Origin of the sequence: Pseudomonas sp. LTJR-52 (genome assembly GCF_003691465.1) — a bacterium.
In the GTDB taxonomy this organism is placed as follows: domain Bacteria; phylum Pseudomonadota; class Gammaproteobacteria; order Pseudomonadales; family Pseudomonadaceae; genus Chryseomonas; species Chryseomonas luteola.
In genome coordinates this window covers 2,664,926-2,680,655 of record NZ_CP033105.1, presented here as the reverse complement: position 1 = coordinate 2,680,655, position 15,730 = coordinate 2,664,926, and the positions used below count along the sequence as shown (strand labels likewise).

19 protein-coding genes are annotated in these 15,730 nt (G+C 58.0%); 16 read left to right on the top strand and 3 right to left on the bottom strand.

Annotation, left to right across the window (positions count from 1 at the left end):
- Positions 1-3: 3 nt before the first annotated feature.
- From sctV to EAW52_RS12590, 3 genes are read left to right on the top strand one after another with little or no spacing between them, the layout of a single operon-like run.
- Positions 4-2,103 (top strand): type III secretion system export apparatus subunit SctV, encoded by a 2,100-nt coding sequence (gene sctV, locus EAW52_RS12600; RefSeq protein WP_122044797.1) that lies wholly within the window; start codon positions 4-6, stop codon positions 2,101-2,103.
- A gap of 52 nt (positions 2,104-2,155) precedes the next feature.
- Positions 2,156-3,514 carry a type II and III secretion system protein family protein gene (locus EAW52_RS12595; protein ID WP_372238919.1) on the top strand — a complete coding sequence of 453 codons (1,359 nt, stop codon included), beginning with the start codon at positions 2,156-2,158 and terminating at the stop codon, positions 3,512-3,514.
- Positions 3,504-3,893 (top strand): CpaD family pilus assembly lipoprotein, encoded by a 390-nt coding sequence (locus tag EAW52_RS12590; RefSeq protein WP_122042657.1) that lies wholly within the window; start codon positions 3,504-3,506, stop codon positions 3,891-3,893. The genes EAW52_RS12595 and EAW52_RS12590 overlap by 11 nt, the downstream gene beginning before the upstream one ends.
- Before the next feature lie 33 nt (positions 3,894-3,926).
- On the opposite strand, the gene EAW52_RS12585 is transcribed toward EAW52_RS12590, so the two are convergent.
- A complete protein-coding gene (locus EAW52_RS12585; RefSeq protein ID WP_162997633.1) occupies positions 3,927-4,715 on the bottom strand; it encodes a tetratricopeptide repeat protein in 789 nt (262 codons plus the stop codon).
- A gap of 245 nt (positions 4,716-4,960) precedes the next feature.
- Here EAW52_RS12585 and EAW52_RS12580 point away from each other — a divergent pair, with 245 nt between their 5' ends.
- The 13 genes from EAW52_RS12580 to EAW52_RS12520 are packed head-to-tail and all read left to right on the top strand — an operon-like array spanning position 4,961 to position 14,086.
- On the top strand, positions 4,961-5,665 hold the full coding sequence (locus tag EAW52_RS12580) for a type III secretion protein (protein WP_162997632.1): 705 nt from the start codon (positions 4,961-4,963) through the stop codon (positions 5,663-5,665).
- A 39-nt stretch (positions 5,666-5,704) separates the two neighbouring features.
- The gene (locus EAW52_RS12575) at positions 5,705-5,914 is read left to right on the top strand and encodes a hypothetical protein (RefSeq protein WP_122042654.1); all 210 of its coding nucleotides are present in this window, start codon (positions 5,705-5,707) and stop codon (positions 5,912-5,914) included.
- Between the two features lie 44 nt (positions 5,915-5,958).
- Positions 5,959-6,360: a hypothetical protein gene (locus tag EAW52_RS12570; RefSeq protein ID WP_162997631.1), complete on the top strand. Its 402-nt coding sequence runs from the start codon at positions 5,959-5,961 to the stop codon at positions 6,358-6,360.
- Between the two features lies 1 nt (position 6,361).
- A complete protein-coding gene (gene sctJ / locus EAW52_RS12565) occupies positions 6,362-7,144 on the top strand; it encodes a type III secretion system inner membrane ring lipoprotein SctJ (RefSeq protein WP_122042653.1) in 783 nt (260 codons plus the stop codon).
- A complete protein-coding gene (locus tag EAW52_RS12560) occupies positions 7,141-7,812 on the top strand; it encodes a hypothetical protein (protein ID WP_122042652.1) in 672 nt (223 codons plus the stop codon). The genes sctJ and EAW52_RS12560 overlap by 4 nt, the downstream gene beginning before the upstream one ends.
- Positions 7,809-8,402: a type III secretion system stator protein SctL gene (gene sctL, locus EAW52_RS12555; RefSeq protein ID WP_122042651.1), complete on the top strand. Its 594-nt coding sequence runs from the start codon at positions 7,809-7,811 to the stop codon at positions 8,400-8,402. Before EAW52_RS12560 ends, sctL begins: the two co-directional genes overlap by 4 nt.
- A gap of 14 nt (positions 8,403-8,416) precedes the next feature.
- Positions 8,417-9,751 (top strand): FliI/YscN family ATPase, encoded by a 1,335-nt coding sequence (locus EAW52_RS12550; RefSeq protein ID WP_372238893.1) that lies wholly within the window; start codon positions 8,417-8,419, stop codon positions 9,749-9,751.
- Complete coding sequence (locus EAW52_RS12545) at positions 9,748-10,230, top strand: hypothetical protein (protein ID WP_122042649.1); 483 nt, start codon at positions 9,748-9,750, stop codon at positions 10,228-10,230. The genes EAW52_RS12550 and EAW52_RS12545 overlap by 4 nt, the downstream gene beginning before the upstream one ends.
- A complete protein-coding gene (gene sctQ / locus EAW52_RS12540; RefSeq protein WP_122042648.1) occupies positions 10,230-11,267 on the top strand; it encodes a type III secretion system cytoplasmic ring protein SctQ in 1,038 nt (345 codons plus the stop codon). The genes EAW52_RS12545 and sctQ overlap by 1 nt, the downstream gene beginning before the upstream one ends.
- Complete coding sequence (gene sctR / locus EAW52_RS12535; protein ID WP_010798178.1) at positions 11,260-11,916, top strand: type III secretion system export apparatus subunit SctR; 657 nt, start codon at positions 11,260-11,262, stop codon at positions 11,914-11,916. Before sctQ ends, sctR begins: the two co-directional genes overlap by 8 nt.
- A gap of 1 nt (position 11,917) precedes the next feature.
- The gene (locus EAW52_RS12530; protein WP_010798179.1) at positions 11,918-12,187 is read left to right on the top strand and encodes an EscS/YscS/HrcS family type III secretion system export apparatus protein; all 270 of its coding nucleotides are present in this window, start codon (positions 11,918-11,920) and stop codon (positions 12,185-12,187) included.
- 9 nt (positions 12,188-12,196) lie between these two features.
- Entirely contained in the window at positions 12,197-13,009 is an 813-nt protein-coding gene (gene sctT / locus EAW52_RS12525; RefSeq protein WP_122042647.1) for a type III secretion system export apparatus subunit SctT, read from the top strand.
- A 33-nt stretch (positions 13,010-13,042) separates the two neighbouring features.
- Entirely contained in the window at positions 13,043-14,086 is a 1,044-nt protein-coding gene (locus EAW52_RS12520; RefSeq protein WP_122042646.1) for an EscU/YscU/HrcU family type III secretion system export apparatus switch protein, read from the top strand.
- A gap of 128 nt (positions 14,087-14,214) precedes the next feature.
- On the opposite strand, the gene EAW52_RS12515 is transcribed toward EAW52_RS12520, so the two are convergent.
- Positions 14,215-14,592, bottom strand: coding sequence for an RcnB family protein (locus tag EAW52_RS12515; protein WP_010798182.1), 378 nt, complete (start codon positions 14,590-14,592; stop codon positions 14,215-14,217).
- An 89-nt stretch (positions 14,593-14,681) separates the two neighbouring features.
- Complete coding sequence (locus tag EAW52_RS12510; RefSeq protein ID WP_122044795.1) at positions 14,682-15,620, bottom strand: AEC family transporter; 939 nt, start codon at positions 15,618-15,620, stop codon at positions 14,682-14,684.
- Positions 15,621-15,730: the final 110 nt, after the last annotated feature.

Genomic DNA, 15,730 nt, shown 5'->3' with positions numbered 1-15,730 from the left:
GTAATGGCTTCACAGCGTACCGATATCGTCATTGCACTGTTCATGATGCTGGCCATCGTGATGATGATCATCCCGCTACCCACAGTAATGGTCGATGTGCTTATCGGCACCAATATCGCGTTCAGTCTGCTGGTTCTGGTCGTTGCGTTCTACGTGTCGCATTCAGTGGATTTCTCTGCACTCCCGCCGGTGATTCTGCTCAGTACGCTGTTTCGCCTGTCGCTTTCCATTACCACTACCCGGTTGATCCTGCTCAACGGAGAGGCGGGGGATATTGTCGAGGCATTTGGCAATTTCGTGATTGCCGGTGAGGTGGTCATTGGCTTGGTGGTTTTTCTGATCATTACCGTGGCGCAGTTCATCGTTATCACCAAGGGCGCCGAGCGAGTGGCCGAGGTGGCGGCTCGCTTTACTCTTGATGCGATGCCAGGCAAGCAGATGAGCATCGACAATGATCTGCGTAATGGTGATATCGATCAGGCCGAAGCCCGTCGGCGTCGCTCACGCCTGGAGCGGGAAAGCCAGCTCTATGGCGCCATGGACGGTGCCATGAAATTTGTGAAAGGAGATGCGATTGCCGGATTAGTCATTCTATGCGTGAACCTGCTGGGTGGCTTGCTGATCGGTATGATCAAGCGGGGCATGCCCTTTGGCGAGGCGGTGCATACCTATTCGCTATTAACCGTAGGCGATGGGTTGATCGCCCAGATTCCTGCCCTGTTGATTGCGGTTGCCGCAGGCACGGTAGTCACGCGCGTCACAACCGATGCAGAGACGGATCTCGGCACGGAAATTATTAGTCAACTAGGCGCCAACCAGCGGGCTCTGGCACTGACGTCTGCCATTCTGCTGGGCGTTGCGTTTATTCCGGGATTCCCGGCGCCTGTATTCATCGCCATTTCGCTGGTCCTGGGCGGAACGGCCTTCTACATGCATCGGCGTAAACAGATCGCGGAACAAGTTCCGGCTGCTCAGGAAGAGCCGGAACCACGTGAGGTTACAGCTGAGCCAGTACAAGACGTGGAGGACACGGGTCATTTCCGCATTACGCTATGGATCAGTGAAGCCCATGTGGCACAGGTTTCGCTCAATACGCTCAGGCAGCGATTGGACAGTACTCGTTACGAGATCAGTGAGGACTTGGGCGTCGAGCTTCCCCGTATCGGCTTGCGCATTGACCGCAACGCCGTGGCGGAGCGGTTCAGGATTGATCTGGAGGGCGTGCCCGTCATGGAGGGAGCTATCCGCCCTGATGCGGTGCTGCTGCAGGACGATGAAGTTCATCTCGAACTGCTGGCGATCAAGCATACAGCCTCGGCTCCGTTGTTACGCCGTAAGCCTGCCCTGTGGGTGGATGCACAACAGGCCGCCACGCTGGTAGAGGCTGGGGTAGGGCATCTGGATCTGGCGCAGACGTTTGATGCCTGCATGGATCAGACCTTACGCCGTTATGCGGCTGAATTCCTGGGTATCCAGGAGGCCCGTCAGATCCTGACCGAGATGGAAGAGCAGTATCCCGAGCTCGTTAAGGAGGCCCTCCGTGTGCTGCCCTTGCAGCGAATCGCGGATGTGCTGAGGCGGCTGGTCAGTGAGCATATTTCCATCCGCAACCGCCGCGCTATTCTTGAGGCGATTGTGGAGTGGGCACCGCGTAATCTGGATACGCCCATTCTGACCGAGCACGTCCGTGCTGCGCTAGCCCGGCAGATTTGCTATGCGTACGCCGACAGTCATCGCGTCATTTCGGCCTATGTCTTTTCCCGGGACCTGGAGGAGGCATTACGGGCGCCACTGCGCCGTAGTGATAAAGGCCGCCCTACGGTGCTGCCGCCCGACTTGACCCGCACCATTACGATCCAGCTTCAGCACGCGTATGACGCTGCCAGTCATGATCTGAATCCGGTGGTCATGGTGACGGCGGACATCCGTCGCCCGCTCCGGCAGTTGCTGACCCGGCATGATCTGGATGTTCCCGTGCTGTGCTACCAGGACCTGACCCGTGAATTCACCGTGCAGTCGCTGACGACGCTCACGCTACCGGAGGCCAATGCGGCCTTGCCACACACCGTAACGGAATCGTTGACGGTTCCACAACCGTTGTAAGGGAACAGAAAGGATGGTGAGGGTGTTTGAGGATTACCGGCAGGCAGGGTGTGTGCCGAGACCGACGTTAAGACAATGGCTGATTATCGGTTTCGGTTGTCTTTTACTGTCCGGCGGCTGGCTGGCTCCCGGGTGGGCCGTTGCGCAACCTGTTGAGGGGGCGAGTCCTGAGGGGCGTGTGCTTTACCTCGCCACGGGAGAGGGCCAGATTGTGAAATTCAAGGCGCCGGTAGAGTCGGTATTTGTCGCTGATCCTGCCATTGCCGATCTACGCGTTGTCTCGCCGGGAGTGGTGTATGTCTATGGCAAGACCAGTGGTGAGACGAATTTGATTGCCCTGAGTGCAAGCGAGGACATTCAAGGCACCTGGCAACTCAAGGTCCAGCCCAATGTCGGGCCGATCAAGGAGGCCGTACAGGCATTGCAGCCAGGCAGCAGCGTTTCGGTGGCGCAATCCGGCAAGCGGCTGATAGCCAAGGGAGCCACCCAGGACGTTGCGTCGGCGCTGGATGTAAATGCATTACTCGATAGCCAGACACCAGCCGGTGGCCCGCCACCCCTGAACACCACGACGTATCCTGAGTCGCCCCAGGTCAATATCCGGGTACGTTTCGCCGAGGTGTCACGCGAGCAGTTGCTGCGGTATGGGGTGAACTGGAATGCGCTCATTACCCGTGGTTCGTTTTCGTTCGGGCTGGTGACAGGCGGTCCGCTGGCACAGTCGGCAGTAGCCGGGGCCACGAATCTGATCTCGGCAGGTTACAGCTCCGGCAGCGCCAATATCGATGTGCTACTCGATGCGCTGCAAAGTAACGGCATTCTCGAAATTCTGGCAGAGCCAAACATCACGGCGGTAACGGGGCAAACGGCCAGTTTCCTGGCAGGGGGCGAAGTGCCGGTACCGGTTCCTGTAAGTCGTGACTTGGTAGGTATTGAATACAAGCCATTTGGTGTATCGCTGCTCTTTACGCCTACGCTGCTTCCCAGTGGGCGTATTGCTATGCAGGTTCGCCCCGAGGTCAGCAGTCTTTCAACGACCAGTGCTGTGCAGATAGCGGGTACCAGTGTGCCAACGTTCCAGGTCCGGCGGGCTGATACGCGTGTTGAGGTAGGCAGTGGTCAGACATTTGCCATTGCCGGTCTTTTCCAGCGCAACAGCGCGCAGGACATGGACAAGCTTCCCATGCTGGGTGACGTTCCGATCCTGGGCGCATTGTTCCAATCCAAACGCTTTCAGCGCAACGAAACCGAACTGGTCATTCTGATCACGCCGTACCTTGTCGAGCCTGAGTCAGACCACACGCTGGCTACGCCACTTGATCCGAGCGCGTCCAATCCTGCACAGCACTTGGCGCGAACGTCTACCGTGCCCACCAAGCCTTACTCGGAGTTTGGGTTTTATGTGGATTGATTCGAGACGCTCCCTTGCTGTGCTCGGCGCGGCTGTCATGCTGCTGGCGGGGTGCTCACTGGAGCCGGTGTCCTATGCATCGGATTATGTCCGTCTGGCTGATCGCAACGGTCAGGCGGTATGGGTGCCCCGTGTGTGCTTGAGTCCCGAAACGGCGGCAGCGCCCGATCGTTTACCCATGGGCTGCGCCAATGCGCTTAATCTGGCCAGAATGATCGAGCGACCTACTGACCTACAGCGTGGTCGTCCGATGGGACCCGCCATGGCCGCTCCGGTAGCACGTGCGGCAGAAGCTTATATCACCGGCCACACCGCCGATGACATCAGGCGGCAACGGCTCGAGCAGGAAGCGGCAAACCGTAACGCTGCCGGAATGTGATGATGTTCGTCAGATCAGGTCTGGCGAACATTTTTAATTGGGATGAGTGGCGATAAGCCCTACCGCCTGGGCGCGTTGCATCGGGTCGCGCAGGGACTTGATTTGCCGGGCCTCTTCGAGCAGCCGGGCTTTTTGAGCCGGTGTCGTTTGGGGAATGACCAGGCCCGTAGCCTCCTGCTCGTGACCGGCCAGTACCAGTGCCAGAAGCAGGTTGCGGTAATGGCCTGGCATGGCCAGAGGGGAGCGGGTGACTTCACGCAGCCGTGTGACGGCACGATCCGGTGAGCCTCCCAATGCCATGGCGACGGCCTGATTGCTTTGGATGTCCAGATTGCCGGGCGCCAATTCAAGCGCCTTGGAAAAGGCTGTTTCCGCTGCGGCTGACTGGCCCAACAGACTGTAGGCCGTGCCCAGCTTGCTATAGGTACTGGCCGTTTTCTTGAGCGGGGCAACTTCCTTCAGCGCATTTGCCGCACTGCTGGCATTGCCGAGCCGTAGCTGGGCACTACCAAATCCCAACAGCGCGTCGGGATTATGGGGTTCCTTTATCAAAGCCTCGCGAAAGGCCTGGTCGGCACCGTTGGCATCTCCGCTGCCAAGCCGGGCATTACCCAGACGAATGAACGCGGGAGCGTCCTGCTGCTGTTGAGCCGCGCGTGCATACAGGGCCGACGCGGTGGCAGGGTCGCCCCGGCGTTCGATGTCGGATGCCAGTTTGTCCAACTGAAGATCAGAGTGGGGATTGGAAGGTGCAGAGCTGCAACCGGCCAGCCAGGAGCACAAAACAGCCAGGGCGAGCCGGGTAGGGCGGGAGGTAGGCAAAATCACACTCCATGTTTTTGACTGCAAAGAGCCACATCCTGCGCATTTGGCCGGACAAACATGACAGCGCGATGACAGCGCCCGGCTGTGTTTGAGGCTTGTCCTGTACCGCCCTGGTTCTGTGATACAGACAACACTCATTGGGTGCCTTGCAACGGGCTTGTCACAAAGCCTCACCATACTCGGGGAATCGAGAAAGTGTCCGAACGTTCCGGATAAAGGATAAGCCGGAGTCGTCGTTTGGTTTGCTTCGTACAGGGATGGATCACTGTCTGCCATCGGTTCGAGTCGTATGTGGCATCGAGCCGGGTATGGAAGAGATGAAGAAGAACGAGCAAGCCATGCCGTTGCCTGTTTTTACCGCTCGCTGTTTACGTTCACTGTGTTGCCTGCTTGCGCTTGCAGGGGTTGCGCTTGATGGCTGGGCACAGACAGCGAAACCTGCCTGGCTGGACCAGCCCTATCACTACGTTGTGATTGATCAGGATGTACGCGGCGTACTGATGGAGTTCGGCCGCAATCTGTCATTGCCCGTGGTCTTGTCCGATCAGGTCAAGGGCCGGGTACAGGGTCATGTGCGGGCGGAGCACGCGGGTGAGTTTCTCTCGCGTATCAGCGCCACCCAAGGGCTGGTCTGGTACTACGACGGCAGCGCCCTGCATGTGAACGCCAACCGCGAGCTGATCAGTCAGATCATCGATACCCGCCGGTTCGATCAGAAGGCTTTGAGAGACGTGCTCGACCAGCTGGGCCTGGTAGGCGAGAACGTATCGATACAGCTCAACCCCGGCCGCTCGGTTCTGAGCGTATCCGGGCCGCCTGCCTATATTGGCTATGTGCAGCGCAGTCTCGAAGGCCTGGAAAGGCCCGTTATTTCGAGGGAAAAAAGCCAGGGCATTCGTATCTTTCGGGGCGGCGCGGAAACCGAAGTCTTTAGCGGACAGGGTTGAACATCTGGCCTTTTGGCCCTCACAGACAAGGAGAAGGACATGGCAACAGTACCCATAGATAACAGCAGTACCGGCAACGTCACTAACAGCGAGCAGACATTCGACGCTGCGCTCGAGTCGTCCGATACCGGCATGACCGATGAAGAGTTCACCCAGCAGTTGGTGGACGGTGCGGTGACCGTCGCCGGGCAGATGATCATCATGCCCCGTGCGAACGAAATCCTGAACGAGGCGATGTCGGACGAGTAAGTCTGGCGGCCCTGTGCATTATCGACGTGTGTCTGGAGATATTCATGACTGTCAGTATTCCTCCTGTAGCCCCGCAGCCCATGCCGGAACCTGCCGCGCAGGCTGCCCAGAATCTCTTCGAGCACATGGCGATGCATGCCCAGGGCCTTCCTCAGGGAGCAAGCCCGGCTCAACTGAGCCAGGGATTGATGGAGCGGCTGGATGGCTTTCTGGATCGTTCCCATCGCTTCGCTGAACGGGCCAACGGCGGTGTCGATCAGACGCAGACCTTCAGTCCGGTGCTCCATAGCCCCCAGGCCGAAGGCACGGCGCTTCCGGACAGCCAGATGGACAAGGTTGTCACCGCACTGAGCCGCATGTTCGATCATTCGATCGAAACCCAGATGGTTGTCCGAGGCGCGACCCAGGTTTCCGGGGCGGCCAACACCCTGCTGCGTGGTCAATAAGATGACCGGTTGGAACGGATGGTTTGCAAAAGCGGTAGTACTGCTCACGCTGGTGGCGTTGCTGCAGGGATGTAAAACGGACCTGTATACCAACCTCTCAGAACGCGATGCGAACAGCATGGTGGCGGAGTTGTTGCGGCGCGGCATTTCTGCTGAACGCGTCGTTCAGAAGGACGGCCGTCTTACCGTCAAGGTAGACGAGGCACGCTTTGCCGAGGCCATGCATATCCTCGACGAAGCTGGCTTGCCAGGGCAATCCTTTGCCAACCTGGGCGATGTATTCAAGAGCAATGGGCTGGTGTCTTCGCCTGTTCAGGAACGTGCTCAGATGCTCTATGCCCTGAGCGAAGAACTCTCTCATACCGTATCGCAGGTCGATGGAGTGCTGTCGGCCCGGGTGCATGTGGTATTGCCCGATAATGACCTGCTTAAACGCAATGTCACGCCATCTTCCGCATCGGTTTTTATCCGGTATGAACCGGGGCTCGATATCAATCCGCTGATTCCACAGATCAAGACTCTGGTCGCTAATGGCATTTCGGGCCTGACTTATCAGAACGTTTCAGTCGTACCGGTCGAGGCGGTCAAGCGGGTCGAAGGCTCCCAAGAGGGCGAACCCCTGGCTTCGTTCATGGGGGTCTGGATGCTTCAATCGAACGTCGGCAAGGCCGCCTGGATTATGGGCGGGCTGCTTTTCCTCGTGCTGGCGCTGGCCACTTCACTGGTTTACGTGGTGTGGCAGTCCCGGCGTGCTCAACCCTACGAATTGGTGCCATTGAAATGAGCCTGACACAGTCTGCAGAACTGCCGTTGTTTCGTGGTGAAAACGGGTGGAACCTCTTCAAGACCAACCCTTTGCGCTTCGTACACGGCAAGCACGTTGCTGAGTGCTTCAGTGAGTGGGGCGAGTATTCCATCGTGGCTGCTATCCAGGCCGAACAGCGGTTTCAGTCTCGACTTGAGCGTTTGTTCCAGGATCACTTCGCGCTGCCGCCATTAAATGAGGTAGAGCCGCCCGTTGAAGAGGACTTGGCCATTGCGTTACTGGCCCCGGAACACTTTGCTGCACTGGTGGTGCCGTGTGGTGTGGTCCTTCATGGACGCTCCTTCACCCAGGAGATCAGAGCGTCGGCCTTGCGTACGCTGAAAGCGCGCTTTGGTGAGAACTTATTTGCCTTGGCCGTAACCAATGCCGATCTGGCCAGCACCTCCACCGTTCTGACCGATCTCGATGAACTGGAGCGGGCCGTTCAGTTGGATGGAGAGGCCTGTATCGCCGCCTGGCTGGCTGCTCAACCTACCTCGCTCGCCGCCTGGCTGCGACTGAAGGCGACGGATGAGCCTGTCTACAGCCGCGCACTTTCGACGGACCTGCTGCAACGCGGGCCCGCCATCGTCAGGCGTATAGCGCCGCACGTTCAAGCCTATGCAACAGTGAGGAAGGCTTCTTGAGCGAACTGCCCCGTCAACCTACCCAAACCATTCTTCGGCAAGCTGAGGCCGCCCAATGGATGGATGGCTACACGTTTCTCGAGCAGGCCCGACAGGAAGCGGATGCCCTGCTGGCCAGTACACAGGCGCAAGTCGATGCCGCCCGCACTCAAGGCTACGCTGAAGGCCAGCGCGCCGGCATCGAGGCGGCAAACAAGATCCTGGTGAATACTACCCGCCAGATGGACCAGTATCTGGCCAGTCTGCCGGAGGCTTTGACCGGCCTCGCTCTGGATGTGGTCCGCCGCGTTCTGGGCCAGTTTGAGCCCGGCGAGCTGGTGGCCCGTCTCGCTCGCGAAGCCCTGACGACCTTTCGCGGTCAGCACACAATAACCGTGAGGGTAGCGCCAGAGCATGTGGCCCACGTGGAAGCAATGCTGCTGGAGAGGGCTGGACCATCAGCCTCGTTTCGCGTCGAGCCCGATGCCCAGCTCACAGCGACTCAATGCGTTATCGCCAGTCCTGTCGCTGTGGTGGATGCCAGCCTGGACATGCAACTGGAGGCGCTTCGTACCGCCTTGGTCAGCCCTGACGAGTCTGAGGCGGTGTAATGCAGGAGTCGGTGTTGGAAACGTTAGATCTCCAGACGATCATTCCCAGCTTGAAAGCGCGCCTGGATCGGGCAGAGGCGCGTCCGGTACGCGGACGTGTGAAGTGTATTCGCGGGATCATGGTGCATGCCATGTTGACCCAGGCGCGGGTTGGCGAACTCTGCTACCTACGCGACCCGCTCACGGGACGCACGATTCCCGCTGAAGTCATCGGCTTCGAGCATGACGAGGCGCTGCTGACACCGGTGGGTGAGTTGGAGGGTATGTCGACCCGGACAGAAGTCATCTCCACCGGTCAGGCGATGACAATCACCGTAGGTGATCATTTACTCGGCGCGGTTATCAGTCCGACCGGCGAGCGGCTGGATCGTGTCGAAGGAACAGTTGATGGGCATGATACGCGCCGCTATCCGCTTCAGGCCGAGCCGCCAGCGCCGTTCGAGCGAAGCCTGATCAAGGAGCCCTTGCAATTAGGTATTCGCGCCATTGATGGACTCATGACGGTTGCCCGGGGTCAGCGCGTCGGGATTTTTGGTGAACCCGGTATCGGCAAGTCTTCTCTGTTGGCCAGTATTGTCAAAGGCACCGAGGCGGACATCATTGTTCTGGGATTGATTGGCGAGCGTGGCCGCGAAGTACGCGAACTGCTGGATGTTCAATTGGGCAGGCGGGCACGGGCACGTACCGTAGCGGTGGTGGCTACCTCGGATCGGCCTGCCATTGAGCGCGTCAAGGCCGCCTACGTGGCGACCAGCGTTGCCGAGTATTACCGTGACCAGGGCAAGAATGTATTGCTGCTCATGGACAGCATTACCCGGTATGCCCGTGCGCAGCGGGAGATCGGCCTGGCGGCAGGGGAGCCGCCTACTCGACGAGGCTACCCGCCATCCTTCTTTGCCGCATTGCCACGGCTGCTCGAACGGGCCGGCCCCGGGCAGCACGGAACGATCACCGCGTTGTATACCGTCCTGACTGAAGGGGACGGCACCCTTGATCCCGTCGCCGAAGAAACCAAGTCCATTCTGGATGGACACATCGTGCTGAGTGCAGAGTTGGCTCAACGCAATCATTTTCCAGCCATCAATGTGTTGCGTAGTCGTAGCCGTTTGATGGACACGGTTGCGTCCGAGGCGCACCGCCGATGGGCGGGCCAGGTACGTGAACTGATGGCGCGCTATGTCGACATCGAGTTGCTGCTCAAGGTGGGTGAATACACGACTGGCAGCGACGCCATGACAGATCAGGCCATTGCGCAACAGGGCGCGATCGAAGCCTTTTTACGGCAGCCTACCGAGGAACGCGCGGCGTTCGCCGAAACCGTGCGGCGCTTGGCGAGCCTTGCATCATGACCCATTCCAGAAGCCGTCTGAATGTGTTGATTGCGTTGCGCACACGGCGTGAAGAACGTGCCATGGCAGCACTGGCAGCTGCTACACAGCGCTCCAGCGAGGCGCAGGAGGCTGCTGCAAATGTCCGGAAACAGCATCACGCCCATTGCGTCGACCAGCATCAGCAGGAGGCGCAGCTGATGGCCACTCTGGCTCATGGAGCCTTTGGGCATCGTGAAGTACAGCAGGTGGACGAGGCGCTCAAGGCATTGACCGGACGTCGGATGGATCTGGAGGACGAACTCCGCCGACTGGACGAGCAGCATGCCATGGCGCTGCTCAGGCGTAGCGAAGCCCTGCAGACGCGTAACCAGTGCTGGAAAGCGAGGCAGGCCGTCAGCCTTTTACTGGCCAATGAGCATAAAAACGTGCGTCTTGCAGAAGAGATGCAGGCTGATATCGAGACGGAAGATCGCCCGCAAGCCAGGAAGGCCCCGTGATGTGGATGACCGATACATCAGCTGGTGATGAGTTTTGCACGAGTGAAGAGGTTGCCCCTCTGGTGTTTCCCCTTGTCACACTCGAAGACGTCAGGCTTGCCAATCGTGTGTATCGCTCGCGTGAAGACTGGCAGGGAAAGATTACAGGTCATCCCGTCAGCGTTCGGCTTGCATGGAACTCCCAGCCCATCCAGTCCGCCTTATCGTTTCCGCTCATGTTCGATGAGCAGCCAGCCTGTCTGCAGCTGCCATCATCGCTGGCTCAGGCACTTGGCGGAGCGCTACTGGAGGGCATCGGCGCTCCGGCGCGCTTCCGGGCCTTGCTGATCGAGCAGGCGCTCCTGACCTCTATTCAGCCCATTGAGCAATCCGCCGGATTCTCCATTCGGTTCGCAGCCGGTCCCGTGGACATTCCTCATCCCATACGGCTCCTGTTTCAGGTAACGCTGCGGGACAAGACCTATCCCGTGATGCTGGATCTTTCAGCCATAACCCTTGGTCCGCTCTTGCCATGCCTCGATCAAACATTTCCTGCCAGTGATTTGCCTCTTTCTCAGCTGCGGCTCCCCGTAACGCTCTGCATCGGCAGCCAGCAGGTGCGCCTGAGTGAACTGCAAGGTTTGCAGCCTGGTGATGTAGTGATGCTGCGCTCGAACCAGGGCGCCTGGATATCGGTTGAAAACCGGCTCAGGGCGCCTCTGGCAGTAGTGGCCTCGGGATACCAGCTGCAAACCGGATTAGTTTTAACGTCTGTCAGTAAGGAATGGGACATGAGTGATACGTCCATGCATAAAACAACCGCCGAGGATGATCCATTAGGGGAGGTGCCTGTTACATTGGTATGTGAGGCGGGGCGGCTGGAGTTGCCGCTAGGTGAGGTCAAGGCGCTGTCGGAAGGAAGCATCCTTGCGTTTCCGGACTCGACTGATGAGGCCGTTGAAATCACTGTGAACGGCCGCCGACTCGGCCGCGGTACCCTGGTCAGGATTGGCGAAGGGCTAGGCGTACGGATCACGAGCCTATCAACGCATGGATGAATTTCAGCCCAACCTGATTGAGATCATCATTGTTGTTGCGACGATCGGGCTGGTTCCGCTTGCAGTCGTCACGATGACGGGATTTCTCAAGATCTCTGTCGTCTTGTTTCTGATCCGCAACGCCTTGGGCATTCAGCAAACGCCGCCGAACCTCGTCTTGTACGGTATTGCTTTGATTCTGACCGTGTATGTGACCACTCCGCTGGTAGGTGAGATGTACCGGCAGCTGGAGCATCAACCGATCAGTTTGGAGAGCGTGGACGGTGTCAAAGCAGCCGCTGGAGCGCTTCGCCAGCCATTGCAGAACCATCTTTCGAGGTTCGCCAATGATAATGAGCGCGCATTCTTCATGCAGGCGACAGAGAGCATCTGGTCGGAGGAGGCGCGGGCAGACTTACGGGACGATGATCTGGTTGTACTCATTCCCGCCTTTGTCAGTTCGGAGCTGACCCGCGCATTTGAGATCGGCTTTCTTTTATATATCCCGTTTCTGGTGATTGACCTGATCGTCTCCAATGCCCTCATGGCCATGGGCATGATGATGGTGTCGCCTACGTTGATTTCCATTCCCCTGAAAATTTTCCTGTTCGTGGCGGTTGAAGGATGGTCACGCCTGATGCACGGATTGATCATGAGTTACGGAGGCTGAGGTGGGACAGGATCTGTTTCTTTCCTTGATGAAGGAGTCACTGCTTACCGTGTTGCTCCTGTCGGCGCCGGCTCTGATCGTCGCCATCGTGATCGGCTTTGGGGTAGGGCTCATGCAGGCTCTTACACAGATTCAGGATCAAACGCTGCCGCAGGCCGTCAAGCTGGTGGCTGTGCTGCTTGTGCTGATCCTGGTCGGCCCGCTTCTGGCCGGGCAAGTGGGGCAGTTGGCCGAACGGATGCTCGATAATTTCGCAGCCTGGACACGGTAAGGCACTGACGTGAATTTTGCCGTTGCCCAGGCGCTTCTGGACTATGTCTACCCCTTCCTCGCGGCCTTTGGCCTGGCAGTGGCGCGGGCGTTGGGCATGGTCATCATCAGTCCGGCATTCAATCGCCTGGGACTGACCGGCATGATCCGTTCGGCGGTAGCCGTCGTGCTGGCCATTCCGGTGGCGCCAGTCATCTATGCCGGGCTTTCGCTGGCAGACGCACCGACTGGTTTTGCCATTGCAGGGCTGCTGATCAAGGAAATGGCGATTGGCTTGGTGATTGGCCTTGCCTTCGGCATCCCGTTCTGGGCCGCAGAGGTTGCAGGTGAGCTGGTCGATCTTCAGCGTGGGTCTACCATGGCCCAATTGGTAGATCCACTGGGCGCCGGTGAGACGAGTATTTCCTCCACGCTTCTGACGGTTACCCTGATCACACTGTTTTTCATGTCTGGGGGTTTTACGCTCATGGTGGATGGGTATTACCGCAGCTATGGCCTCTGGCCGACCCTGACCTTTAGCCCGATCGTGGTAGAAAACACGGCGCTGGAAATCGTGCGGATACTGGACCGTGTGATGCAGATCGGGGTGTTGCTGATCGCACCCATTGTCGTGGCGCTGCTAGTGGCTGACATGATGCTGGCCTATCTCTCCCGTATGGCGCCCCAGCTGCATGTATTCGATCTGTCTCTCCCGGTAAAGAATCTGCTGTTTTCGTTCTTGATGGTGCTTTACGCATCCTTCCTTGTGCCGCTCATGTTATCGGAGCTGGGTAGCCTGTATGAGGTGTTCGACTGGTTGGAACAGGCCGTCTCTGAGGGCTAGGGCAATGAACAGGCGCTTTCAGGTAGTGGGGTCATGAGTCAGCAGACTGAGGAAAAATCCCTCCCGGCCTCAGCCAAGAAGCTGCGCGATGCGCGCAAGAAAGGGCAGCTGCCCAAAAGCCAGGATCTGGTAACCGGTATGGTTATCCTGGCCTGCACCCTGTGCGTGGTCGTGATATCGCCCGATATCGAGGCGCGTGTGGAGGCGCTGTTGCTTGAGGCAGGCCGAATCTACGTCGAGCCATTCACCCAGGTCTGGCCAAGGCTGCAAATGCTGGGGCTTGATGTCCTGATGGCCGCTACGTTACCGCTGTTTGCTGTCACGGTAGTCACCGTAATTCTGACGAATATTGTGGTCATGCGCGGTATGGTCTTTTCGGCCGAGCCGGTGAAGCCAACGTATGAGCGGATCGATCCGGTTGCTGGCTTCAAGCGTATTTTTTCCATGCGCAGCGTTATCGAATTTCTGAAGGCGCTTATCAAGCTCTGCGCAATGGCGGTGGCGTTCATCATCGTCTACCGGCTGGGGCTGCAACGGCTAATGGAGTCTGCCTACTGCGGTACCTCCTGCCTGTATGCCACGTTTCTGGGGCTTCTAAAACCGTTGGTCATCACGGCTATCATCGCTTTTTTGATCGTAGGCGGTTTCGATGTGCTGATGCAGCGCTGGCTCTTTGCTCGGGAAATGCGCATGACCAAGAGCGAACAGAAGCGCGAACTCAAGGACACTGACGGCAACCCGATGGTCAAGCGTGAGCGCCAGCGGTTACGCCGCGACATGCAGAGCCTTTCAGCCAAGCGTGGCCTGCAGCATGCCTCGCTCATTATTGGTGCGCCTGGGCAGTGGGTCGTAGGGTTGAGATATGTCAGGGGCGAGACACCAGTGCCGGTCATCGTCTGCCGTGCAGAACCCGAGCAATCCCACCAGATGATTCAGGACGCGCAGCAGCTGCGGCTCCCTTATGCGGTTAACGGAGGACTGGCTGAGCGCATTGCCCAGCGGACAGCCGGAGAAGGGGTGCCGGAAGCGACCTTTCAGGCCGTGGCGGACATTCTGGTAGGTGCTCGCCTGATTTAGCTGATAGACAAGGGCGCAGGCTAAGGAGTAAGTCAATAAAGGCCAAACGTATGAAGAGTGCAAACAATAAGGGCCGATAACTGTTCCGGCCCTTATGTGTAGTACTGACAGGCTTGATCAGCCCGCTGTTACTTCTTCGAGTCCTGCCCTTTGACGATCTTGATGATCGCGCCTTCGGTGTCTTTCAGGAGCACATAATCGTTACCGATCTTGACCCAATGCTGGTTCTCTTCGGGAGCGCTCAGGCCGTGGGCTTTCCAATCCTTGATTCGGTAGGTATCACGCTGATATTTATCAGGCGCTTCGCTGCCTACCTTATATTCGTTGTTGCTGTTCGGGTCCTTGACGGTGGCATCTTCTGACTGATTAGGTGCCTTTTTCATTACTTCGGACTGGTACTTGCTGTTGGAAGGCTGGTGATCGCCAGCGGCTTGCTGGGCGAAGAGGGCACCGCTTGCAAGGGATGCGCTGATGGCGACAACGGCCGATAGTGCTTTGATATTCATCTCGTCCTCCAATGATCGAGTCTACACATGAGACCTGCATTGGCTCCTGGATATCCCCAAGGCGTTTTATTTTCCGCTGCGGCCCCGCGTCACGGTGCAGGGCTGATAAACATAAGCAGGGCGCTGATCGTGAAGAATGAAGCGGTAGTGGCAACCATAAGCGCCGCGGCACAACGGCCTTCCAGCCCGTAACGTTGCCCCAGGATTGGGTAGATACTCATCATCGGCGCGCTGGCGAACAAAACGGCTGCGAGCTTGAGCGTTGGATCAATGGAGGGCAGCATCAGGGTCATCAGAAAAACGGCCAGTGGATGCAGAATGAGTTTGCTGCCCGCAATCCGGCCGACGTCGACCAGCATGCCTTTTGCCTTCAGGCCATACAGCGTGGCGCCAATTACAAAGAGCGCAGTGGGCGCCGAGGCGTGGGCCAGCATGTCGATCACCGTATAGATCGCGATAGGCAGTTTGATTTGTAGCGCCGACAGCAGGAGCCCGACAAGAATCGCAATGATCATCGGGTTCTTGCCCAGTCGCTTGACGATGTCCAAGAGCACTTTCAACACACCGCCTTCGCTGGAGCGACTGGCTTCAGCCAGCGCCAGCGCTAATGGAATCATCAGCATGTTTTCCACCAGCATGTTGAGGGCCAACGCTACCGCAGCCGGTTGTCCCAGCACCAATACGGCAATTGGATAGCCAATGAAGCCACTGTTAGACACCGACATGCCCATGCCTGTAATGGCGCTGACATCCAGGGTCTGTTTGAGCTTGTAGCGGGTAAAACAGAAGCCGCCGGTGAATACTAGAAGCGATCCTACCGCGTAGGCGATGAGATAGGATTTATTGAACACCTGATCGATCGGGCTTTCGGATAACGCCCGAATGATCAGGGCCGGCATTGCGAATGTGATGACGAAGCTACCCAAACCACGGATCTGCTCTCGCACCAGAATGCCGCTCTTGGAAGCAAAAAAGCCAAGACCAATCAGGATGAAGATAGGGGTCGTGATGGACAGTATCTGTAGCACGGTAACCGCTGCGTCCTTGTAGTTTTGACTCATCATGGCAGCTTGGCAGGATCAGGGCCAGGCTCGATGCCAGCGTTCTTACGGCTATGATCCGTACCGCCTTTCTTAAT

Excerpts from the sequence above, each read along its gene's own strand:
- EAW52_RS12570 (WP_162997631.1), top strand. The coding sequence starts at position 5,959 with ATGACTGTCAGTATTCCTCCTGTAGCCCCGCAGCCCATGCCGGAACCT.
- sctJ (WP_122042653.1), top strand. The coding sequence starts at position 6,362 with ATGACCGGTTGGAACGGATGGTTTGCAAAAGCGGTAGTACTGCTCACG.
- EAW52_RS12590 (WP_122042657.1), top strand. The coding sequence starts at position 3,504 with ATGTGGATTGATTCGAGACGCTCCCTTGCTGTGCTCGGCGCGGCTGTC.
- EAW52_RS12560 (WP_122042652.1), top strand. The coding sequence starts at position 7,141 with ATGAGCCTGACACAGTCTGCAGAACTGCCGTTGTTTCGTGGTGAAAAC.
- EAW52_RS12545 (WP_122042649.1), top strand. The coding sequence starts at position 9,748 with ATGACCCATTCCAGAAGCCGTCTGAATGTGTTGATTGCGTTGCGCACA.
- sctV (WP_122044797.1), top strand. The coding sequence starts at position 4 with ATGGCTTCACAGCGTACCGATATCGTCATTGCACTGTTCATGATGCTG.
- EAW52_RS12575 (WP_122042654.1), top strand. The coding sequence starts at position 5,705 with ATGGCAACAGTACCCATAGATAACAGCAGTACCGGCAACGTCACTAAC.
- EAW52_RS12520 (WP_122042646.1), top strand. The coding sequence starts at position 13,043 with ATGAGTCAGCAGACTGAGGAAAAATCCCTCCCGGCCTCAGCCAAGAAG.
- sctR (WP_010798178.1), top strand. The coding sequence starts at position 11,260 with ATGGATGAATTTCAGCCCAACCTGATTGAGATCATCATTGTTGTTGCG.
- sctQ (WP_122042648.1), top strand. The coding sequence starts at position 10,230 with ATGTGGATGACCGATACATCAGCTGGTGATGAGTTTTGCACGAGTGAA.
- EAW52_RS12515 (WP_010798182.1), bottom strand. The coding sequence starts at position 14,592 with ATGAATATCAAAGCACTATCGGCCGTTGTCGCCATCAGCGCATCCCTT.